This window comes from Pseudoalteromonas sp. MMG012 (assembly GCF_018100875.1).
In the GTDB taxonomy this organism is placed as follows: Bacteria; Pseudomonadota; Gammaproteobacteria; order Enterobacterales; family Alteromonadaceae; genus Pseudoalteromonas; species Pseudoalteromonas aurantia.
Genome location: NZ_JAGJEF010000084.1, coordinates 1 through 18,898, shown reverse-complemented (window position 1 = coordinate 18,898; position 18,898 = coordinate 1). Strand labels below are relative to the sequence as shown.

The window sequence follows — 18,898 nt, the reverse complement described above, 5'->3', positions numbered from 1 at the left end:
GCTTATAACTTAGCGTTATCTGTACGAAAACACACCACTCATAATAAGCATGAAAATCCGTATAAATAGACGTCACATTAACAATATAATAATTTGCCGACCGTAAAGCCTATGTATATTTAGTTTTACAGTCGGTGAATATAGAAAAGCATATTTACTTAAATAAAAAATACACTTCTTCAATAAGCTTCTTTAGCAATCACCAGGCACCGTATAGCATTCGCCATTACGTGAAAAACACGCCATGTAAGTACCTAAATACCCACCATCTACTTTTGGAGTCATTACATTATCAATTTCTTTTTTACTTTTAGTGAGGGTTTTAATGCTTTATTATTTAGTTTGATATTAATTTTTATTTCCTTTAATTTATTAATGAACTAAGTCAATTGTATAGATTTCAATTTCTATCACTTTACAACATAACCTAGCAGACCTTCGCAGGTATTAATCACTACAGCTATCAAGAACCGCTCTTTCTGCTATAACGAAATACAAAGGATCATTGCAAACCGTATATTCTCGATAGCATGTATAAACTAACTTAATCACATGCGAGTCATCTGAATCCAATGCCTTATTAATTACAAAAGAAAAGTCAATGTCATTATTTGTTATTCTTATATCTTTATCTTGGAAACTAAGCCCCGTACTTAAGTAAGCTACTAGCATTGCCTTCCATAGCTCTTGCAGCGCAATATCCACACCTTTGAGATAAGGCATAATGATAGAAAATGCATGGCAGCCGGTTACAGTGTGTAGCAGTGTAAAGTCATCTTTGAAATAAAATACTTTCAGTGCAAAATTCCGTAGTGTCGGTAGATCAAGAAGTTTTGGTTGTACAATCAATGCTTCTTGCTTTAATAGCTGAGCAATTTCTGACATTCGATTGACAATGATTCCAGGAGAAAACTGATAATCTCGACCTACAGGAGCAAGCCTTGTCAGGATTTGTTCTAAAGTCTCGTCAGTCGATTCTACATTCAACTCAAATGGTTGATATTCACTTGACCAATAAGCCAAAGCGATGGCTATTTCACTTTGGCATTGAGCTTCAAGCGCATACGCTAAACGGATCAATGCATGAAAAGCTGACGCAGCAATACCACTCATTAATAGTGGTAATGACTTTTTTAAAACCCTATCTACACCGTATGACTTTAGTTCATTTTGATAATACTTTAAGTAACGCTTAAAGCTCTGAGTACGGCCTAGCTCACACTCTACACTCTTAACAGCCGTTATATTTTCCAGATCACCGATATACTCTAGGTCATGAACACCTTCCTCAAAAGTTCTATTTAATTTATTTTTTGATGCGCTTAAACCATTCAGCGCAACCAACACCATAGGTAAATGTGTCGCAAGCCCACCACCATATAGTGGGTAGTAGTTACTTGATTTTTCAAGCAAGGTATCTAACGTGTTTGATTCATTCATAACGGCCCGTAAGTGATAAAAGACTATTAAAACTTACTTATCATTAATATTATTCGCATAATAAATAAACACTACCGGATTTCTAGCTAACTTTCAAATAATCAGCCCAAGCGAGACGCTCTATTTTTAATGGTATAATCACTAATACATTGAAGTGCAGCTACCATCGAAATAAGCATATTAATAAAAATAAATTTGAAATTTAATTTTATACTTGATTAAGCCAATAGTGCTGAAATTTATATTCATAACGCCGTGCATTCATACTTATTCACAGCATTAACTTAGACCTAAATTACAGCAGCACAAAATTCGTCAATCAATATGAACAAAAAAACACCTCTCGTACGGGTCCTCTTCGTCAATCCACCGTGCTTCCATAAACCATTGATAAAACAAACTACTTGCTTTTCAGTTCTTCCAGCAAATCGTGAATTTCTGATTTTAATTGCTTATCAATGATCTTATTGCTGCTTATTTTTGCCTTTTCTAAATGCGCAATCGCCCCAGTGTGGTCACCTAATTCAGCTTTTAAAGCCCCTATTGAATAGCCAATAGAAGAACAAAAGTCTTTTGAATTAAGGGCTTCAGCTTTTGTCAACGCATGTTCATATATTGTCACAGCCAATGCTAAATCATCTGTAAAATCAGCCAACGTCTCCCATTGTACTGGGTGGTCTTTATCTGAGTTTTCATTGTGTTCACACAGCTGCTTTAACTCAGCATAATACCTATCGAACGTGCCTTGATTTTGCTCTTGAGCCGCCCCCATTAAGTGATCAGTAATGGAAAGTACAGATTTGTATAGTTTAGTATTCATCTAATAGCCCTGTAAGCAATATATGCTTATCTAAAAAGTAGCCAAACATTATAGCCCGTCTCACCTAAAACTAACACTCTGGCCCTTCAAATAACAAAGCCAAGCAAATGCTTGGCTTTGTTCATAAGTCACAAAATAATATGTTTACCAATATAACTTATAACGAGAACGTACGAGATACCGAAAATACTATACGCTCATCTGCGGTGTTGTAATCCAGGCTGGTATTTTCTGCTGCTAATTCTAAGTTAAACCCTTCAACACTCGTCTGATAAGCTAAAAGATAGTGATAGTATGACTTATCACCTGCGTCCCACATATACTTATCACCATCAAGCGAGTTTGATACATCAAAACTGGCGCGTAGTGTATGGCCTTCTGCCACTTCAACACTGTGTGCGATCATTGCAATTGTATGACCAGCTCCTGTACCAAAGTAATCCCAGCTATACCAAAAATTAAATTCTGTTTGACCTAATTCGTTAGTAAAGCCGAACTTACTGTATACTTCTGGGTAGTTACCATCACTAGAGTTGGTATCACCATGATAGCTATAATATGCAATACCATAGTCCATGCTCCAGCTTTCGTTCAATGTAATGAATTTACCAACATAAAAATCCCACTCAAGATTAGTATCATCAGCAAAGTCAACATTTGACGCCCAAGAACCAGCATATACACCGCTATCAAAGCCATAGTCCAAGCTCCCCTGAATGGCAGGGTCGTCTTGTGTTTGGCTCACACCATTAAACGTATAATCTGATGCGCCAGTGACTGTCGTTGACCAGTCAGCCATTGCATTGGTAGAAGCAAGCGCCAGCGCCGTAAAAAGTAAATGTTTTGTCGTTGTCATAATAAGTTCCTTAGCCAGCTGTTTCTATTTTACTGAAATCAATTGTGTTATCTTTCGGTGAGCTGTCAATATTGCTCACTGTTTTGAATTTGTTGTAACCAATATACAGTACACACGATAAGAATAGCCCAATGACTAAAGCACCAACCCATTGGATTTGAATAAACTCAAGTTTAAAGAGTAATGTGAGCAATGATAACGCGGCAATATTGAATAGCATGTAATTGCGCATGCCTAAGCGTTTTACCGTCAAATTCAGGTTGTCTGTGTATAAACGGATCAATGAATCGAGAGAGTTAATCACGAACACAATACCCACAAACACCATCGCGAAGTTTTTAATACCTTCAGTAGAAATACCTGCATCGTGATAGTGATAAAGTACCCCAAACCAAAGCGCAATGGGAATTGATGGGAACACCAACATCGCAGCAAGTACCTGATAGGTCTTCAGCCCCCCCACAAAACGAGATGTAAATTGGCCAATCATAATACTCCATGCAAACCACCAAAATAAATAAAACTCATGATAGTCATTGAGTGGCAATATAAAGTGATTTAAATTAGTAAAGTACTCACCTATGAGCCCTAATTTATTGGTAAAGCTCGACACGGAACTATCGCCAAATATAAACGTCGCGCTCCACATAAAAGCAATTAATGCGATAAACATCCACGTTGTTGTAATGCTTAAAAAGCGCACATATTTTAAACTCGTACTGGAGTACACCGCGAAGCAAATGGCTGCAAATACCACCAAGTAAAAGCTTGGAATTATGGTACTACCATCCCCCAGGTTGGGGAGGTACCAAGGTAAATTAGAAAGCAACAAATAAGCAGTAAACGCACATGTACCAATAATAATAATATTGTTAAGCAACTTCACCCAAGGTATTTCGAAAAACTTCACCTTCGGCTCTATTACGCAGAAATAAAAACAGGTAAGGAAATAAAACCCCCAGATTAAAAACCCCCAAAACCCAAACTCGATGGCCAGTGGATTTGCAAACGCATATTCTGGGCTTGCTTTTATGTCTGCGTAACCCGCAAACTCAGTAAGTGGAAACATTATCAAACCGACATCTAACCCAGATGTAAATAAGATAGCGATAAAAGTAAAGGTTTTTACAGGGGTAACACCCACACACTGCAAATTACCCCATTTAAACAAAATCACTACAATTGCTAAAAGGGTGAAAATGATACCAGCGCTAAGCCATAAGGTCATTGTCACCCTCCCAAAACAAGTAAAAGTAACTCATTGTTTCTCCGTTATTGTTTTCTTGCATCAATACTTAATGTTATTGAACTTAATTCAATTAACCACGAGTAACCTATTTACCCTGTACGCCACTGCAAGACACGCCTAGAACTAAGTTACCCTAAGCGTTTTGGCAAACTAACTATCTGTATATTTTAAAGCTCCGAACTACGTTGTACTGTGTGCCATTGCTCGCCGACAATGACTTCTGTGTCATCGGCTTTCAAAAGCACTTTACCTAAAATATGGTCTGCTGCTTTCTCTGCTAGCATCATGGTGGGGGCATTCAAATTGCCATTGGGGATGGTAGGAAAAATAGAAGAGTCCACTACACGTAAACCATCAATACCATGCACTTTGGTTTGTGAGTCAACCACAGCCATGCCATCTTCCCCCATTTTACATGAACATGATGGGTGATAAGCACTTTCGACAGCTTGGCGCACAAATTGATCTATTTGTTCATCTGTCTGTACATGCTTGCCTGGCTGAATTTCTCCATCTCGATAATCATCAAACGCGCTTTGCTCAATAATTTCACGCGTCAACCTCACACATGCTCGAAATCCTTCGATATCGGCTTGATGAGCCAAATAATTAAACTGAATTTTTGGCGCGTCATCTGGGTTATTTGACGTAACGGTTACCGAGCCTCTACTTTTGGGTTTATTGTGCCCAACATGCACTTGAAACCCATGACCTGCAAAAGCACTTTTTCCGTCATAGCGGATGGCCGCTGGTAAAAAATGGTATTGAATATCTGGCCACTCGACGCCAGGTTTTGATCGAATAAAGGCACATGATTCAAAATGATTTGTTGCCCCTAAACCACTTTTATTCAACATCCACCTTGCACCAATCAACCCTTTCGAAACAAGCCCTAGTTTGCCATTTAGGGTGATCGGCTGCTTGCATTTGTATTGAAAATAAAACTCTAAGTGATCTTGTAAGTTTTGTCCCACCCCCGGTAAATGATGTTTTACCTCTATACCGGCTTTTTCTAAAACCGCTTGGTCGCCAACACCCGATAACTGTAATAAATGTGGCGATCCGATAGGCCCTGCACTGAGCACAACTTCCTTACGCGCACTCGCATGAAGCAAGCGGCCACCTACTTTATAAGCCACCCCTTTAGCCTGTTTATTCTCTAACACAACCCGTTGCGCTATTGCGCCTGTCACAATAGTCAAATTATTGCGTGCTTTTACCGGATCTAAATAAGCTCGGCTTGCAGAGCAACGGCGGCCATTTTTCACCGTCATATGCATTGGCCCAAACCCTTCCTGTTGCGCACCGTTATAATCATCTGTTTTGGCGTAACCAGCTTGCTGACCGGCTTCAATAAAGACGCGATATAACGGGTTTTCCATTTCATTGCCGTTATTAACACCAACCGGTCCTTGATGTCCACGGTATGCGTTATCGCCTAAATACCAAGACTCTGCTTTTTTAAAATACGGTAAACAGGCCTGATAATCCCAACCTTGTGCGCCGTGTTGTTGCCACTCGTCAAAGTCTCTCGCATGTCCTCGAACATACACCATGCCATTAATAGAAGACGACCCACCTAACACCTTGCCACGTGGACAATGCATTTTTCGGTTATCTAGATACGGCTCAGCCTCAGTATGAAACTGCCACGCGTATTTATCTGAATTCATAGGAATAGACAAAGCCGTTGGCATTTGAATAAAAATACTTTTGTCGCTGCCACCAGTTTCCAGTAACAAAACATCATATTGACCGCATTCACTTAAACGGTTCGCTAGCACACAACCCGCCGAACCAGCTCCAACAATAATATAATCAAACTCTTGCTTCATTGGATGTCTCATTAAAATGGGCTATCAATGTTATTCATACCGACGTACACAGACTTCGTCTGAGTATAATGATCCAGAGTTTCAATGCCGTTTTCTCTACCGATACCTGAGTGCTTATAACCTCCCACTGGCATTTCAGCGGGTGAATTTCCATACGCGTTTATCCAGCAGATCCCCGCTTGTAGTTTATGAATAACACGATGTGCACGCTGAATATCCTGAGTAAATACGCCAGCAGCTAGTCCTAAGTGCGTGTTATTTGCGCGTTTAATGACTTCAGCTTCCTCATCAAACACTAAAATGCTCATAACGGGTCCAAAAATCTCTTCTTTGACGATAGTCATATCGTCTTGGCAATCTACAAAAACCGTTGGGGCAACAAAGTAACCATTCGGTGCTGATGCAGGAGAAAGCGCTTCGCCCCCAGTCAATAATTTAGCCCCTTCTTTAACACCCAAATTGATGTAATCTAGAACAAGCTGTTGATGCACTTTGGAGATCAATGCGCCTAAGTTCACATTGGGGTCTAGAGGATCACCTGCCACAATATTTTGTTCAGTTCGCGTTTTCAATTCATCAATAAATTTGTCATACACACCGCGTTGTACAAAGACACGGGTGCAATTAGTACAGACTTCACCTTGAGTATAGAAATTCCCCAACATAGCAGCGCTAACCGCTTCAGTGACATTTGCATCATCAAATACGAGCAGTGGCGATTTCCCACCCAATTCCATGGTGACATCTTTTAACGTGTTCGCTGCGCTCGCCATGACTTTTTTTCCTGTGCCGACTTCTCCTGTGAACGACACTTTCTCGATATCAGGATGTGCTGTCAGCCATTGCCCAACTTCAGCAGCACCTTGCACAACATTAAATACCCCCTCAGGCACGCCCGCTTCAATAAAGATCTCAGCAAGCTTTAATGCCCCCAAAGGCGTTTCTTCAGACGGCTTAAATAACAGAACGTTACCCGCCGCCAACGCAGGGCCTGCTTTCCAGCATGCAATTTGTAAAGGATAATTCCATGCACCAATACCAGCACAAATGCCAAGCGGTTCTTTGCGAGTATAATAAAAGTCATCACCCACCATTTGTTGCTGACCGACTTGTGCAGGTGCTAACCCCGCAAAATACTCAATCACATCAGCACCAGTTTGCACATCAACACACTCAGCTTCCTGCCACGGTTTACCGGTATCGAGTACTTCAATTCTAGCTAACTCATCATTGCGTGATCTTAGCAGTTCAACGGCTTTGAGAAGAATGCGACTACGCGCTAAAGGGGCCATGGCAGACCAGCTTTCAAATCCAGCTTTCGCGCTTGCTATCGCCGCTTCTTGAATTGCGTGGTCAGCGACTTCTACTTGATAAATTACTTCATCAGTCGCAGGATTAATTACATCAAAAAGTTCGCCTGACTGGTTCGCAAGATAGCGTCCATGGATAAAATTCTGATAAATAGGAGGAGTTACAGGCGTTGTCATATTAAGTTCCATACTGCTGAATGAGTGAATTTACATATTGTTTTGCAAGTCGTTCGCTGTGTTTAAATTGGTCTGTATCTGATTGGCTAAGAACTGCACGTAGCCATAAGCCGTCAATCATGGCAGCGCTTAATTCCGCCGCTTGCTTGGCATCATCTTTTTGCATAATACGCCTAAATGAGCAGGCTAAATTACTGTACAAACGTTTACTATTAACATTTTGCAAGCGATGTAATTCGGGATCGTGCATTGACTGCGCCCAAAAACTTAACCAAGTGCGGGTGGTATCTTTACGCTGCTGTACAAGTGCAAAATTTGCTTCAATGATGAACATCAGCCTTTGTTCTGGGCTCGTGGTATCTGCGACCTGCGAGATCAAAGAATCTTTCAGGCTTGATAACAAATGACGTACAGTGGCTTCAATTAACCCCTGCTTACCACCAAAATAATGGCTAATAATGCCAGAAGATAACCCTGCTTTTTTACTAATACTATTGATAGTAGTACCTTGTAAGCCAAGCTCTCCAACTGATTCGATTGTTGCCTCAATTAACTGCTGACGGCGCACAGGTTCCATTCCGACTTTAGGCATGATTTTTATTAATTGAACGTTCAATAAAAATAAATATTAAACAAACTGGCCTGATTATTCAAGGTTCACCTGTGCCGGATGTGTGTATGAAGCCTCACAAAAAACACCTAATACATTGAAATAAAATAGATAATTCTTTATTTCATCGCCAGATATATTTTGTGAAATAATTGTGAAAGCAAACCAATATTATCGAATATTGTATTTGTAACGTACCAAAACGCCGATAAGGTTTGTCATTAGAATTATGGGATTTGTCGAAAAAGACATGCTGTAAAACGTTCATATTAATACCCATTTAAAGTCATCACGTAGCAGAATGCCCTACGACTTGAATTGACAACTCGTACTACAGCGAAATATCATGCACAGGCGCATGTTTCTGGGCTTTTTTAACTCACTCCGTTGTTAAAATATTATAACTCACTACCTTCTGATACTTTCCTAGGCTCATCATTTAAAAATGAAATCATCGCATTATTAACTTGCTTAGGCTGTTCTATATTCAGCCAATGTGCAGCATTGTCAATTGCGACGACCTTGGTTGAGGGGATCAAAGTCATCGCTTTTTCAGAATTGCCAAAATCAAAGCTAATATCTTGCTTTCCCCATATAAACAGCGTTTTTATCGTGGTGTCTCCAAGCGCCTTCCACCCTTCGGTGTAATCAAGAACGGGAGAGTGCCTCAAGGTCGATAAATAAGTACGCATAAATCCTGGGTATTGTGAGAACTTCTGCCACATATCAATGGCCCAACGATGTTCTTTTTCTTGATAAAAATACCCTTCAACCCGCGGCTTTAAAATGATTTCTCCAAAATACTTAAAGAGTAACTCCCCGACTACCGGAATATTGATAATCTTCTGGGCATAATTCACTTTTGATGGCCAGCCTGCAGGGCCTACAAAGACTAACTTTGTAACTTTTTCTTGTTTATTTCTAGCATATTCAGCTGCGATAATGCCGCCAAATGAAGAACCGATTAAAAACACTCTGTCAGCCTCAACTTCACGTATGACGCTATCCAACTGCTCTGTAAACACAGATAACGTTAAATCAACATCAGGGCGGCTTGAAAGACCTCGGCCAAATAAATCGTAAACAACCACTTTATAACCGGCGTTGACCAACGGAGCTACATTTGGATCCCATTGCTCAACATAACCATTCGATGCAGGAATGAGAATAATCGTTTTTTGATTATTTTCTCCATATATTTGATAGCGAGTGCTCCCTAATTCTGATTTTAAATATCGTGCATTGGACATTTCCCTTGCTGACATAAAGCGTGAATAATCTTCATAATAATAGTCCAACGTACCGACAATTATTATTACTATAATGCCAGCTGCCCAATAAAGCTTCTTCACCTAACATCTCCTTTACAAATTTAAATGACTAAAATACTCATTTCCCTGAGCACCTTGATACCATGAGCTTTAATACATAAAATGTGACTAATAAATAAAGCACGGTGGCGACGTGCTTATAGATCACTTTCAATGGAGCATCTGCTTGATAGGCTAAAACGCCATCAGTGACAGGCATAGCAACACCAAAAATCGCGCACCACATTAAAATTGAGTATTGTTTTTTTATGATAAGCAGGCCAAGTACCAAAGTAATAAAAATCGTGCGAGACCCATATATTATTACCCAGTCCGCGTCTAAATGAGAAAACAACTCAGTTCCTCTCACAGTTGCAAAACCGGATGGTTCAAGGTAAGAAAAAATACCATAAAGCCCTTGCAGCAACGCCATAAGTGACACGAGTATTATCGCTATCACTTCTATTTTAGATTTAACCACTTTAAGTACCTCAGTCGTTCGTAAAGAGAGTAATTTTTTATTATTAAGCAAAACCAATATATATACACTATAGATTTAACAGTTAGTTACATTATTCATATATTGTCATTATTTTTATTTTATGATCTTCATCAACGCAGCCCTGTATAACTCTTTTTTGTCCAGTACCTCATCGAATTCAGCCCGTACAATAAGCCCTTCAATAAAGGTCATAATCATTTCTGATTTTTCATTATACTGCTCCGTTTCAACTCCGAGCGCTTGACGTATTAATTCTAGTAACCAACGCTTATGATCTAACGCGATACCACTAATCGACTGATCCACTCTTTTAAACTCCGCCAAGGCATGCATAAACATACACCCTTCAAAATGCGATAAAGAAAACCACTCAAAATGCCAATCTAAAATAGCAAACACTTTATCGTCACTACTTTTTACGCTACAAACAGCCTCCTCTAATGAGGCTTGAAAGCGATCATGGCGCCGTGTTAACACAGCTTCAACCAAGCCAACCTTGTCGCCAAACCGTCTATAAATTGTTGTTTTCGATACTTTTGCTTCATCTCTGATCAAATCTACTCCAACCGAGTTATATCCATTTCTATTAAACAGATCCTCAGCGACATCCAAAATATGCTGTTCTACTTTCATCTAATACCCTAAAAAATTGCTTGCACAAAAGTGTACCGATCTGTACCTTTTGGTAAAAATGTACAGATCGGTACACTTAATAATAACACATTATTGTGAACGTTAACGTTACAAAAGTATTGATAATTTGGAGAATGTAATGAAAAAGCTATCCGGCGGTGGTGCACTCCCACCCAAAGTAAATTTTATCGAGCTACTTAGGGGTTTTGTTGGCGGGTTTGTTGGTATTTTGGGGTTGTGCTTTATAACAAGTATTGCAGGCTACCCGTTACTTATGGCGCCGTTTGGCGCGACTTGCGTCATCTTATTTGCTGCAGCAGCCTCTCCGCTGGCGCAACCGCGTAATGTGATTGGAGGTCACTTTATTTCTGCATTAATTGGCATCCTTGCCCTGCTGACTTTTGGCACAAATCCCTGGGTAATGGCTTTATCTGTGGGACTGGCTATTGTGGCTATGCAATTTTTCAGAGTTGTACACCCACCCGCAGGTGCAAATCCACTCGTCATTCTAATGGCCGGAAGTTATCACTTTGACTTTTTAATTTTCCCTGTACTAATTGGCAGCATATTTCTCGTCGGTATTGCTTCATTAATTAACAATATTGGTTTAACGAAAAAATGGCCTATCTATTGGTTTGGCTCCTCAAGCAATCAACAGTAACTGACGAACTAGGAGCAATGACATGCCAACTCTAACCATTCATACCAATCAAACTCTACTACCCACAATCAAATCTAAACTGGCAGATTCATTAGTCGCAATCACCAGTATGTATTTAGGCAAGCTTCCAGCCTTGACCAATATCGTCATCCATGAAAATTGTGGAAGCTGGTACTGCAATGGACAATCGACCTCTGAGTTTCAGTTTTCCTTAAATATTATCATCACAGAAGGAACCAACAACCCACGACAAAAAGCACAATGGTTAAAGCACTCATGGCAATTGTTTGAAGAGATCTTCATTAACTTACATAACAATCCAAATTACATATCCATCCAAGAGATCCCAGCGACCGACTGGGGCTACAACGGACAGTCGCAAGCGGCAAGACTACAAAAACAAGGAGAACACAATGGAGTTTAACTCACCACCTGAGCTTAATGACCGTATTGTCAAGTTAGGGTTTTCTAGTGATATCGCGATACCCGCCGATATTGATTTCAGCCCTTATCAACCAGGGCTTAGAGAAGGCGTTGATATTGCAGTGCTGTTCGATGAAACATGTGCAAACCCAGAAGACGCAGACTGTGCTTTTTTACGCTATCAAGCAGGGGCATTTGTCCCTGGGCATGTTCATATGGGCTATGAAACCGTACTCGTTTTACAAGGTGATTATATTGAGAATGGCCAAACATTTTCCCCAGGTTCTTTCATAGTACGTGCTCCTGGTACGTGCCATAGCATGGCATCAACAAATGGTTGTTTGATTCTTGCCTCTAGATATAAACCGGTTAAACAGCTTACGGAGTATAAATAGCATGGAGATCGTCACTGCTAGCTATGTAGCAAGCCAAGTAAATAGTGATAGCACCGTAATACCCGGTGGCTTTGGGTGTTGTGGACACCCTGATTTATACACCCATGCCTTACGTCAGAGGTATGAAAATGAGGGAAAACCCAAATCTCTCACTTTATTATTCGCATCTGGTGCGGGTGATAAGCAAGGAAAAGGGTTAGACCAACTCGCAGCTAAAGGCATGATTAAAAAAGCCATTGGGGGTTTTTGGGGGTTTTGTCCTGCGTTAACCAATGCAGCTCGACAAGGTCTGATTGAAGGACACAATTGGCCGATGGGAGTGATCAGCCACTTATTTCGGGATATTACTCGAGGCGCATTAGGCCACATCACACACATTGGCTTAGGAAGCTACATCGACCCAGATATTGGAGGTGGTTGTATCGAAAACCATGCTCCCTCTCTTATATCTAAATTAGAAATACAAGGTCAACAGCACCTATTTTATCCCGCGTTTTCTATCGATTTCTCGCTTTTACGCGGCACACGTGCGGATGAAAAAGGCAATATCAGCATGGATGAAGAAGTTGCATATCATGATGCACTGCTGCAAGCGATGGCAGCCAAAAACAGCGGTGGAAAGGTCGCTGTACAGGTCAAAGAACTTGTGAAAGCACTGCCATGTCAAGACGTACATATTCCAGCTCATTTAGTTGACTTTGTGACCGTTGCTCAAGACCCGCTAGACCACTTACCCAGCTATGGTGAGCTGACTACTACAGACCACCAACCTGAGCCTAAAAATATCGCTAAACAATACATAGTTCAGCGTGCTCTGCATGAACTCCCAAAGACTAGAGCTTGTATTAATTTAGGGATAGGTATACCCGCACTGCTCGGGAAATATATTAACAAAACGCAGACTGACAATAGCTTCACAGTTGAATCTGGCATATTTAACGGGCAACCAAAGTATGGTTTGTCTTTTGGTGATTCATCAGAGCCCGACGCCATCATAGGCCAGTCTGATTTATTCGCATATTACGACGGCGGCGGCGTAGATGTTGCCTTTCTTGGTTTTGCCGAAATAGATGCCCAAGGTTGCGTTAATGCCAGTTTACTGGGCCAAAGAATGACCGGAGTCGGTGGATTTATCAATATTGCACAATCTGCTAAAAAACTGGTTTTGTGTGGCACCTTAACAACAGGCGCTTTGCATGCAGCGCAAGAAAACGGCCTCTTATGCATTAAAAATGAAGGTAATATCACAAAATTTGTGTCACACGTACAGCAAATCACCATCGACTTAGCTCACCCTACATATCGTAATAAAGACGTTATCATCATTACTGAAAGAGCCACCTTTAGCTTTAAAAACAAAGTATTAACTGTCATGGAAATTTCGAAAGGATTTAGTATTGCAGACTTACAACAGCATATAAATTTTCCAATTTCTGTTCCTCCATCACTCACCACAATAAACATCAGGCAGGTACTCCATGAACTCTAAAATTGCAATCATCGGTGGAGGAGCTTCAAGTATTGCCTTTATTGATGCCTTTATAGAAAAGCAAACATCGAACTCCCCTAGTCCGATTAATATTACGGTGTTTGAAAAATCAAAAGACTTAGGTCCTGGTAATGCATACCAAGGCGATGCAGAGTCGAATTTACTTAATACCAAAGCTGGCTATATCACCATCTTTAAAGACAAACCTGGTGATTTTTTTCAATGGTTAACGCTCTATCGATACCGCTGGCAACCTCTTTATCCCAATTTACAAGTGGCTGAAAACAGCTATGCCCCTCGCCCATTATTTGGGATGTATATGGCAAATGCATTTGACCGAATCGTCAAAAAAGCATTTATGAAAAATATCATCGTCAAAGTCATAAGAAGCGAAGTTATTCAATTAACTGAAAACTCTGATCCACTGCCTATTAAATTGAAAACACTTTGCCAGCAGAGCTTTAAATTTAACAGCGTCATTGTGGCGTGTGGTACGCTCTCAAAATCGCCATTTTCGCCACCTATTAACTCTCAAATTCACCATACCCCCTACCCTATTTCAACATTACGCCGTAATATTGAAAAAAGTGACAGCGTTGCCATTATTGGTGCGCGCTTAAGTGCAATAGATGCTGTTATAGGCTTAATTGAGAATGGTCATCATGGAAAAATAACACTTTTTTCGAGAAGCCATTTATTTCCATTTGTACGAGGTACTCAAGGACGATATAAAAACACCTATCTATCTGCTGAGTTTATCACACAACACTATACTTCCCTGACTTTGTCACAACTGAGCCAGTTGTTTATAAAAGAAATGTGCCATTATCAGCAGATGCACCCTCAAGAGTGTAGTGAAGATATTGTTTTTCCACCGACCCCCATTAAAGATCTCAGCAAGTTTCTCTCATCAGAAATGGTAAAAGCCAATCAAAATAGAGGTTGGCAAGCGATTTTATATGACACAAACTCAATTTTAGCCCTCGTGTGGGAAATGCTCAAAGATGCTGATAAAGCGCGCTTTATGACGACTATGATGTCAGCAGCTATGTCTATGCGCGTGTCTATTCCATATGAAAATGCATCTAAAATCAAAAGTTATATCGACAATGGGCAATTAGAGTACATAGGCGGTGATACACAAATTGAAACATGTGCGAAAAACACCTTATCGGTCAAATATCAAGGCGGTGTTTCACATGTCGACTCCATTGTGTATGCCGTGGGCAGCCCGCGAGATATATATTTATCTGACTCAGAACTCATTCGTAATATGGTAGATACCAATATAGCAAAAGCCCATAAATTTGGTGGTATTGATGTCTGTAATACCAGCTATGCGTTACTCAATAAAAAAGGCAAACGCAGTGCATCAATATACGCAATTGGTGAAGTCACACATGGGTGCTTTTTATTTACCAGTGCATTAGATATTATTGTTAAACATGCGCATAATTGTGCAAAGAGTGTTCATCATGATTTGAATACATACACTCAGCATGCTTTAGCTGTTTAACTTAATAATAAAAATTAGGAAACTATTATGCTAGAAACTTTCAACCCTACGCCGCGTATTTTAATGGGGCCTGGGCCTTCAAATGTTTCGCCAAGAGTCTTAGGCGCATTAGCTAAACCGACCATAGGCCACTTAGACCCTCAATTTATTAAGTTAATGGACGAAATTAAGCAATTGCTGCAATATGCATTTGTCACCAAAAACGAATTTACTATCGCACTCTCTGCACCAGGTTCTGCAGGTATGGAAGCATGTATCGTCAATTTAATTGAGCCAAACGATAAAGTGATCATCTGCGTTAATGGTGTTTTTGGTGGCCGCTTAAAAGAAAACATTGAACGAGTTGGCGCGCAAGCGATTGTTGTTGAAGATACTTGGAGGGATCCCGTCAGTGTAGACAAAGTAGAGCATGCTTTTGCAATACATAAAAATGTCAAAGCACTGGTTTTTGTGCACGCTGAAACATCTACAGGCGCTTGCTCTGATGCAAAAACCCTTTGTAATATTGCCAAACAAAACGATGCTATCACCATTGTGGATGCGGTAACATCGTTAGGGGGGAGTGAGCTCAAAGTCGACGAATGGGGAATAGATGCCGTTTATTCAGGCTCTCAAAAGTGTCTATCATGTGTGCCGGGGTTGTCACCGGTTAGTTTTAGTCCAAAGGCGGTTGAAATCCTAAAAAGCCGTAAGACAAAAGTGCCAAGTTGGTTCTTAGATCAATCTCTCGTAATGGGTTATTGGTCTGGAGAAGGGAAACGCAGTTATCATCACACCGCTCCTATCAATTCACTCTACGCACTGCATGAATCATTGCTTATGCTGAAAAATGAAGGACTAGAACAAGCTTGGTCTCGTCATGCACAATTACACCAACGCCTCAAAAGTGGTTTAGCGCAATTAGGCATTCGCTTTTTGGTGAATGATGCACATCAGTTACCTCAATTAAATTCAATTTTAATACCTGAAGGTGTCGACGATGCACAAGTGAGAACACATTTGCTAAATAAGTTTAACCTTGAAATAGGTGCCGGTTTAGGGCAGCTTGCAGGAAAAACATGGCGCGTAGGACTCATGGGTGCTACCGCCAACGAACAAAATGTCGCTTTACTGCTGACGGCATTAAAGGAAGTGCTTGTATAAACCCCCAGCGAATTGCATGAGTAAATCGTGACGGTAAAAGAAAGTATCACTTGCGGTACTTTCTTTTACCACCTTGTATTATAACGTGGATAAGTTGATAGGATGTTTTTACGTGATATTTAAAATAAACGAACGCATAACAGGTAGCAGATCGTTTTATGTTCCGCTTAATTCACTTAGAAAACACCATTAGAATTTGCAATATTACCGCCATTCACTAGTGCATAAATCCTCATTGACAAATCAAGCGCTTGAATAGAATCCCAGTGCTCAACAATTTTTCCTTCCTCAATACGCCAAGTATCAATGATATTCATGCCTTTTTGGTCGTTGCCTCTATCCTCTTTATGTAGGGTAACGTGAGAGTGAAAAATGACATGATTGCCATCAACATAAATATGCTTAACGTCATAGCCGTACTCAGGATAATCTTCGACAAATTCTTTTAGAAAATCCACTAAACCGGTCACTTTGTCAGGTAAGTTTCTATTATGCTGTACATAAGTGCTATTGTTGTAATGCTTGATGATGTATTCGAAATTATGGTTATTCATAAGATTTTGCACAAAATCAGTGATCATTTTCGCATTCGACAGCTCTTGTTCTGTCCAGTTCGTTTTCTTAAGTGTTGATAGGTCAATATTTAACCCTTCTTTCACCTGACCGTATGCTAAGCTGCTCGCAAATAGAAGAATAGAAGGAATAAGTACTTTTAACATAGGTCGCTCCAATGGCTGTTTTACTTAAAATGGTATATATTAGTAACTATAGTAATTAAGAGTAACTATAGTTACAAGAAGGCACCAAAAACTGGGTTAGGCAGCTTTTGGTAACCAGTCATCGTAAAAAGAGACTTTAAAATGGCATCAGATAGACGTGTTTTTCACAATAATGAAGCGTGCCCAGTACGCAATGTTGTCGCACAAATTGGCGATAAATGGTCACTGTTAATTTTATTCGCTTTGACAGATGGTGCAGAACGATTTAACGCGCTTAAATCTAGGATTGAAGGGATATCTCAGCGTATGTTGACGCAGACTCTTCGAGACTTAGAGCGAGAAGGTTATGTTGACAAAACTGTTTATCCTGAGGTGCCTGTGCGGGTGGAGTATGCTTTAACCGAAATGGGAAGAGACATTGTAAAGCCTTTATATGAGCTTGTTCTTTGGGCTGATAAACATCAGCCCAAGATTGAGCAAGCAAGAAAAATATATGATAAAAAAGGTTAGCTCGACTTAATTTTAACCCACTGAGAAACCATAAAGCACTCTGTATGTCGTGATCAAATTGCGTTGGCCATTACTCAACTAGTGGGGTTGTAGCCACCGACCCCTATCGGGTAGAAGTTTTACTCACCTAAATCAAAAACGTACGCAGCACCAGATGCATCACCATTGTCATCACGATGAGGCACTGCCACTATCGCTGTATTATCTGAGAAGGCTATATTCCAACCAAATCGGTCTTCTGGCACACCATCACTGGCCACTATTTTTGATCTATAACGCCATAAACCACGCTCTTTTTTGAATACGTACAGCGCCCCGGCATTACTGCCATTCACGTCATGGTGCATAGCACTAATTAAGGCGGTCTCTTTATTTAATGCCACTCCCCGAGCAAACCGGTCATCCGCTTTACCGTCCGGTGCGACTAACTTTTGTGTTTGAATCCACTTGCCTTTTACTCGTTCAAATATATAGGCCGAGCCCGCATCAGTGCCTATGCCCTCAACGTCGTCTCTTCTAGCTGAGATCAATGCCGTATAGCCAAGCAAGGCCACTCTCACGCCAAAAATATCGACTTTTTCGCCATCTGTTGCCGTTAGCTTGGCTTGGTGATGCCAGTTTTTTCCATCAAATACGTAAGCATATACCGCCCCCGCCTGCTCGGCTTTTTCATCATGTAGATCAGCACCAACCAAAATCGTATCGCCGTCGATCGCAACACTTATTCCGAATAAATCACCATCAGCACCATCTTTTGCTGTGAGTTTAGTATGAAAACGCCATGCACCTTTATCTCGTATGTAGACATAAACAGCACCTGAGTCATGCTCAGGTGCATCACTGTGTGGTGCGCCTATCACGAGAAAGCGTTCTGTCAGCGCAATACTTTGACCAAAAGCATCTCCTGATTTGCCATCATTCGCTGTTAATATTTGTTTTTGTGACCAAGAGTTAACTTCTTTCTCAAAGACAAACACTGCGCCTGCATCTTCACCTTTATCGTCTCTTTTAATAACACCCAACATGGCTATATCATTTTTCAATGCCACGTTACCGCCAAATGTATCATTGGCATACGCTGGCTTAGCGACTAATTTGGCCTGTTGTTGCCAACCACCAGCGTTCAAGGAATACACATAGGCAGCCCCAGCATCTTGGGTACTTTTAGCATCCGCTTTGTGTGCACCAACGAGGGCGGTGGTGCCATCAATAGCAACACTAAAGCCAAACTGATCGCCTGTTTTAGCATCATCAGGTAACAATTTTTGCTGCTTAGCATAACTTTGGCACGTTATTATCG

General features: G+C 40.5%; 19 protein-coding genes. 7 read left to right on the top strand and 12 right to left on the bottom strand.

From position 1 onward, the window contains the following. Positions 1–447: 447 nt before the first annotated feature. The 10 genes from J8L97_RS19940 to J8L97_RS19895 form a co-directional block, all read right to left on the bottom strand. Complete coding sequence (locus tag J8L97_RS19940) at positions 448–1,440, bottom strand: questin oxidase family protein (RefSeq protein WP_211052333.1); 993 nt, start codon at positions 1,438–1,440, stop codon at positions 448–450. A 400-nt stretch (positions 1,441–1,840) separates the two neighbouring features. Next, a complete protein-coding gene (locus J8L97_RS19935; protein ID WP_192507668.1) occupies positions 1,841–2,260 on the bottom strand; it encodes a tetratricopeptide repeat protein in 420 nt (139 codons plus the stop codon). 157 nt (positions 2,261–2,417) lie between these two features. Beyond that, positions 2,418–3,116: a TorF family putative porin gene (locus J8L97_RS19930; protein WP_211052331.1), complete on the bottom strand. Its 699-nt coding sequence runs from the start codon at positions 3,114–3,116 to the stop codon at positions 2,418–2,420. Positions 3,117–3,126: 10 nt separating this feature from the next. Next, positions 3,127–4,344, bottom strand: coding sequence for a BCCT family transporter (locus tag J8L97_RS19925; RefSeq protein ID WP_211052330.1), 1,218 nt, complete (start codon positions 4,342–4,344; stop codon positions 3,127–3,129). 188 nt (positions 4,345–4,532) lie between these two features. Beyond that, entirely contained in the window at positions 4,533–6,200 is a 1,668-nt protein-coding gene (gene betA, locus J8L97_RS19920) for a choline dehydrogenase (protein ID WP_211052328.1), read from the bottom strand. Positions 6,201–6,211: 11 nt separating this feature from the next. Continuing rightward, entirely contained in the window at positions 6,212–7,687 is a 1,476-nt protein-coding gene (betB, locus tag J8L97_RS19915) for a betaine-aldehyde dehydrogenase (protein WP_211052326.1), read from the bottom strand. Between the two features lies 1 nt (position 7,688). Next, positions 7,689–8,279, bottom strand: coding sequence for a transcriptional regulator BetI (betI, locus tag J8L97_RS19910; RefSeq protein WP_211052324.1), 591 nt, complete (start codon positions 8,277–8,279; stop codon positions 7,689–7,691). A 416-nt stretch (positions 8,280–8,695) separates the two neighbouring features. After that, positions 8,696–9,649, bottom strand: a complete 954-nt coding sequence (locus tag J8L97_RS19905; RefSeq protein WP_211052322.1) for an alpha/beta fold hydrolase — start codon at positions 9,647–9,649, stop codon at positions 8,696–8,698. Between the two features lie 37 nt (positions 9,650–9,686). After that, the gene (locus tag J8L97_RS19900; protein WP_312037195.1) at positions 9,687–10,088 is read right to left on the bottom strand and encodes a DUF4267 domain-containing protein; all 402 of its coding nucleotides are present in this window, start codon (positions 10,086–10,088) and stop codon (positions 9,687–9,689) included. Positions 10,089–10,202: 114 nt separating this feature from the next. Beyond that, positions 10,203–10,742, bottom strand: a complete 540-nt coding sequence (locus tag J8L97_RS19895; protein ID WP_211052321.1) for a TetR/AcrR family transcriptional regulator — start codon at positions 10,740–10,742, stop codon at positions 10,203–10,205. A gap of 139 nt (positions 10,743–10,881) precedes the next feature. Here J8L97_RS19895 and J8L97_RS19890 point away from each other — a divergent pair, with 139 nt between their 5' ends. The 6 genes from J8L97_RS19890 to J8L97_RS19865 are packed head-to-tail and all read left to right on the top strand — an operon-like array spanning position 10,882 to position 16,369. After that, positions 10,882–11,403, top strand: a complete 522-nt coding sequence (locus tag J8L97_RS19890; protein ID WP_211052320.1) for an HPP family protein — start codon at positions 10,882–10,884, stop codon at positions 11,401–11,403. 22 nt (positions 11,404–11,425) lie between these two features. Then, complete coding sequence (locus tag J8L97_RS19885) at positions 11,426–11,827, top strand: hypothetical protein (RefSeq protein ID WP_211052319.1); 402 nt, start codon at positions 11,426–11,428, stop codon at positions 11,825–11,827. Next, on the top strand, positions 11,817–12,221 hold the full coding sequence (locus J8L97_RS19880; RefSeq protein ID WP_211052318.1) for a cupin domain-containing protein: 405 nt from the start codon (positions 11,817–11,819) through the stop codon (positions 12,219–12,221). Before J8L97_RS19885 ends, J8L97_RS19880 begins: the two co-directional genes overlap by 11 nt. A gap of 1 nt (position 12,222) precedes the next feature. Continuing rightward, positions 12,223–13,710, top strand: coding sequence for a CoA-transferase (locus J8L97_RS19875; protein ID WP_211052317.1), 1,488 nt, complete (start codon positions 12,223–12,225; stop codon positions 13,708–13,710). Further along, the gene (locus tag J8L97_RS19870) at positions 13,700–15,226 is read left to right on the top strand and encodes an FAD/NAD(P)-binding protein (protein ID WP_211052314.1); all 1,527 of its coding nucleotides are present in this window, start codon (positions 13,700–13,702) and stop codon (positions 15,224–15,226) included. The genes J8L97_RS19875 and J8L97_RS19870 overlap by 11 nt, the downstream gene beginning before the upstream one ends. Before the next feature lie 27 nt (positions 15,227–15,253). After that, the gene (locus J8L97_RS19865; protein WP_211052313.1) at positions 15,254–16,369 is read left to right on the top strand and encodes an alanine--glyoxylate aminotransferase family protein; all 1,116 of its coding nucleotides are present in this window, start codon (positions 15,254–15,256) and stop codon (positions 16,367–16,369) included. A gap of 176 nt (positions 16,370–16,545) precedes the next feature. Here J8L97_RS19865 and J8L97_RS19860 read toward each other — a convergent pair whose 3' ends face one another. Continuing rightward, complete coding sequence (locus J8L97_RS19860; protein ID WP_211052311.1) at positions 16,546–17,088, bottom strand: nuclear transport factor 2 family protein; 543 nt, start codon at positions 17,086–17,088, stop codon at positions 16,546–16,548. A gap of 141 nt (positions 17,089–17,229) precedes the next feature. Between J8L97_RS19860 and J8L97_RS19855 the strand changes: the two genes are divergently transcribed. Further along, on the top strand, positions 17,230–17,598 hold the full coding sequence (locus J8L97_RS19855) for a helix-turn-helix domain-containing protein (RefSeq protein WP_211052310.1): 369 nt from the start codon (positions 17,230–17,232) through the stop codon (positions 17,596–17,598). A gap of 119 nt (positions 17,599–17,717) precedes the next feature. On the opposite strand, the gene J8L97_RS19850 is transcribed toward J8L97_RS19855, so the two are convergent. Further along, entirely contained in the window at positions 17,718–18,896 is a 1,179-nt protein-coding gene (locus tag J8L97_RS19850) for an FG-GAP repeat protein (RefSeq protein WP_312037194.1), read from the bottom strand. Positions 18,897–18,898 lie beyond the last annotated feature (2 nt).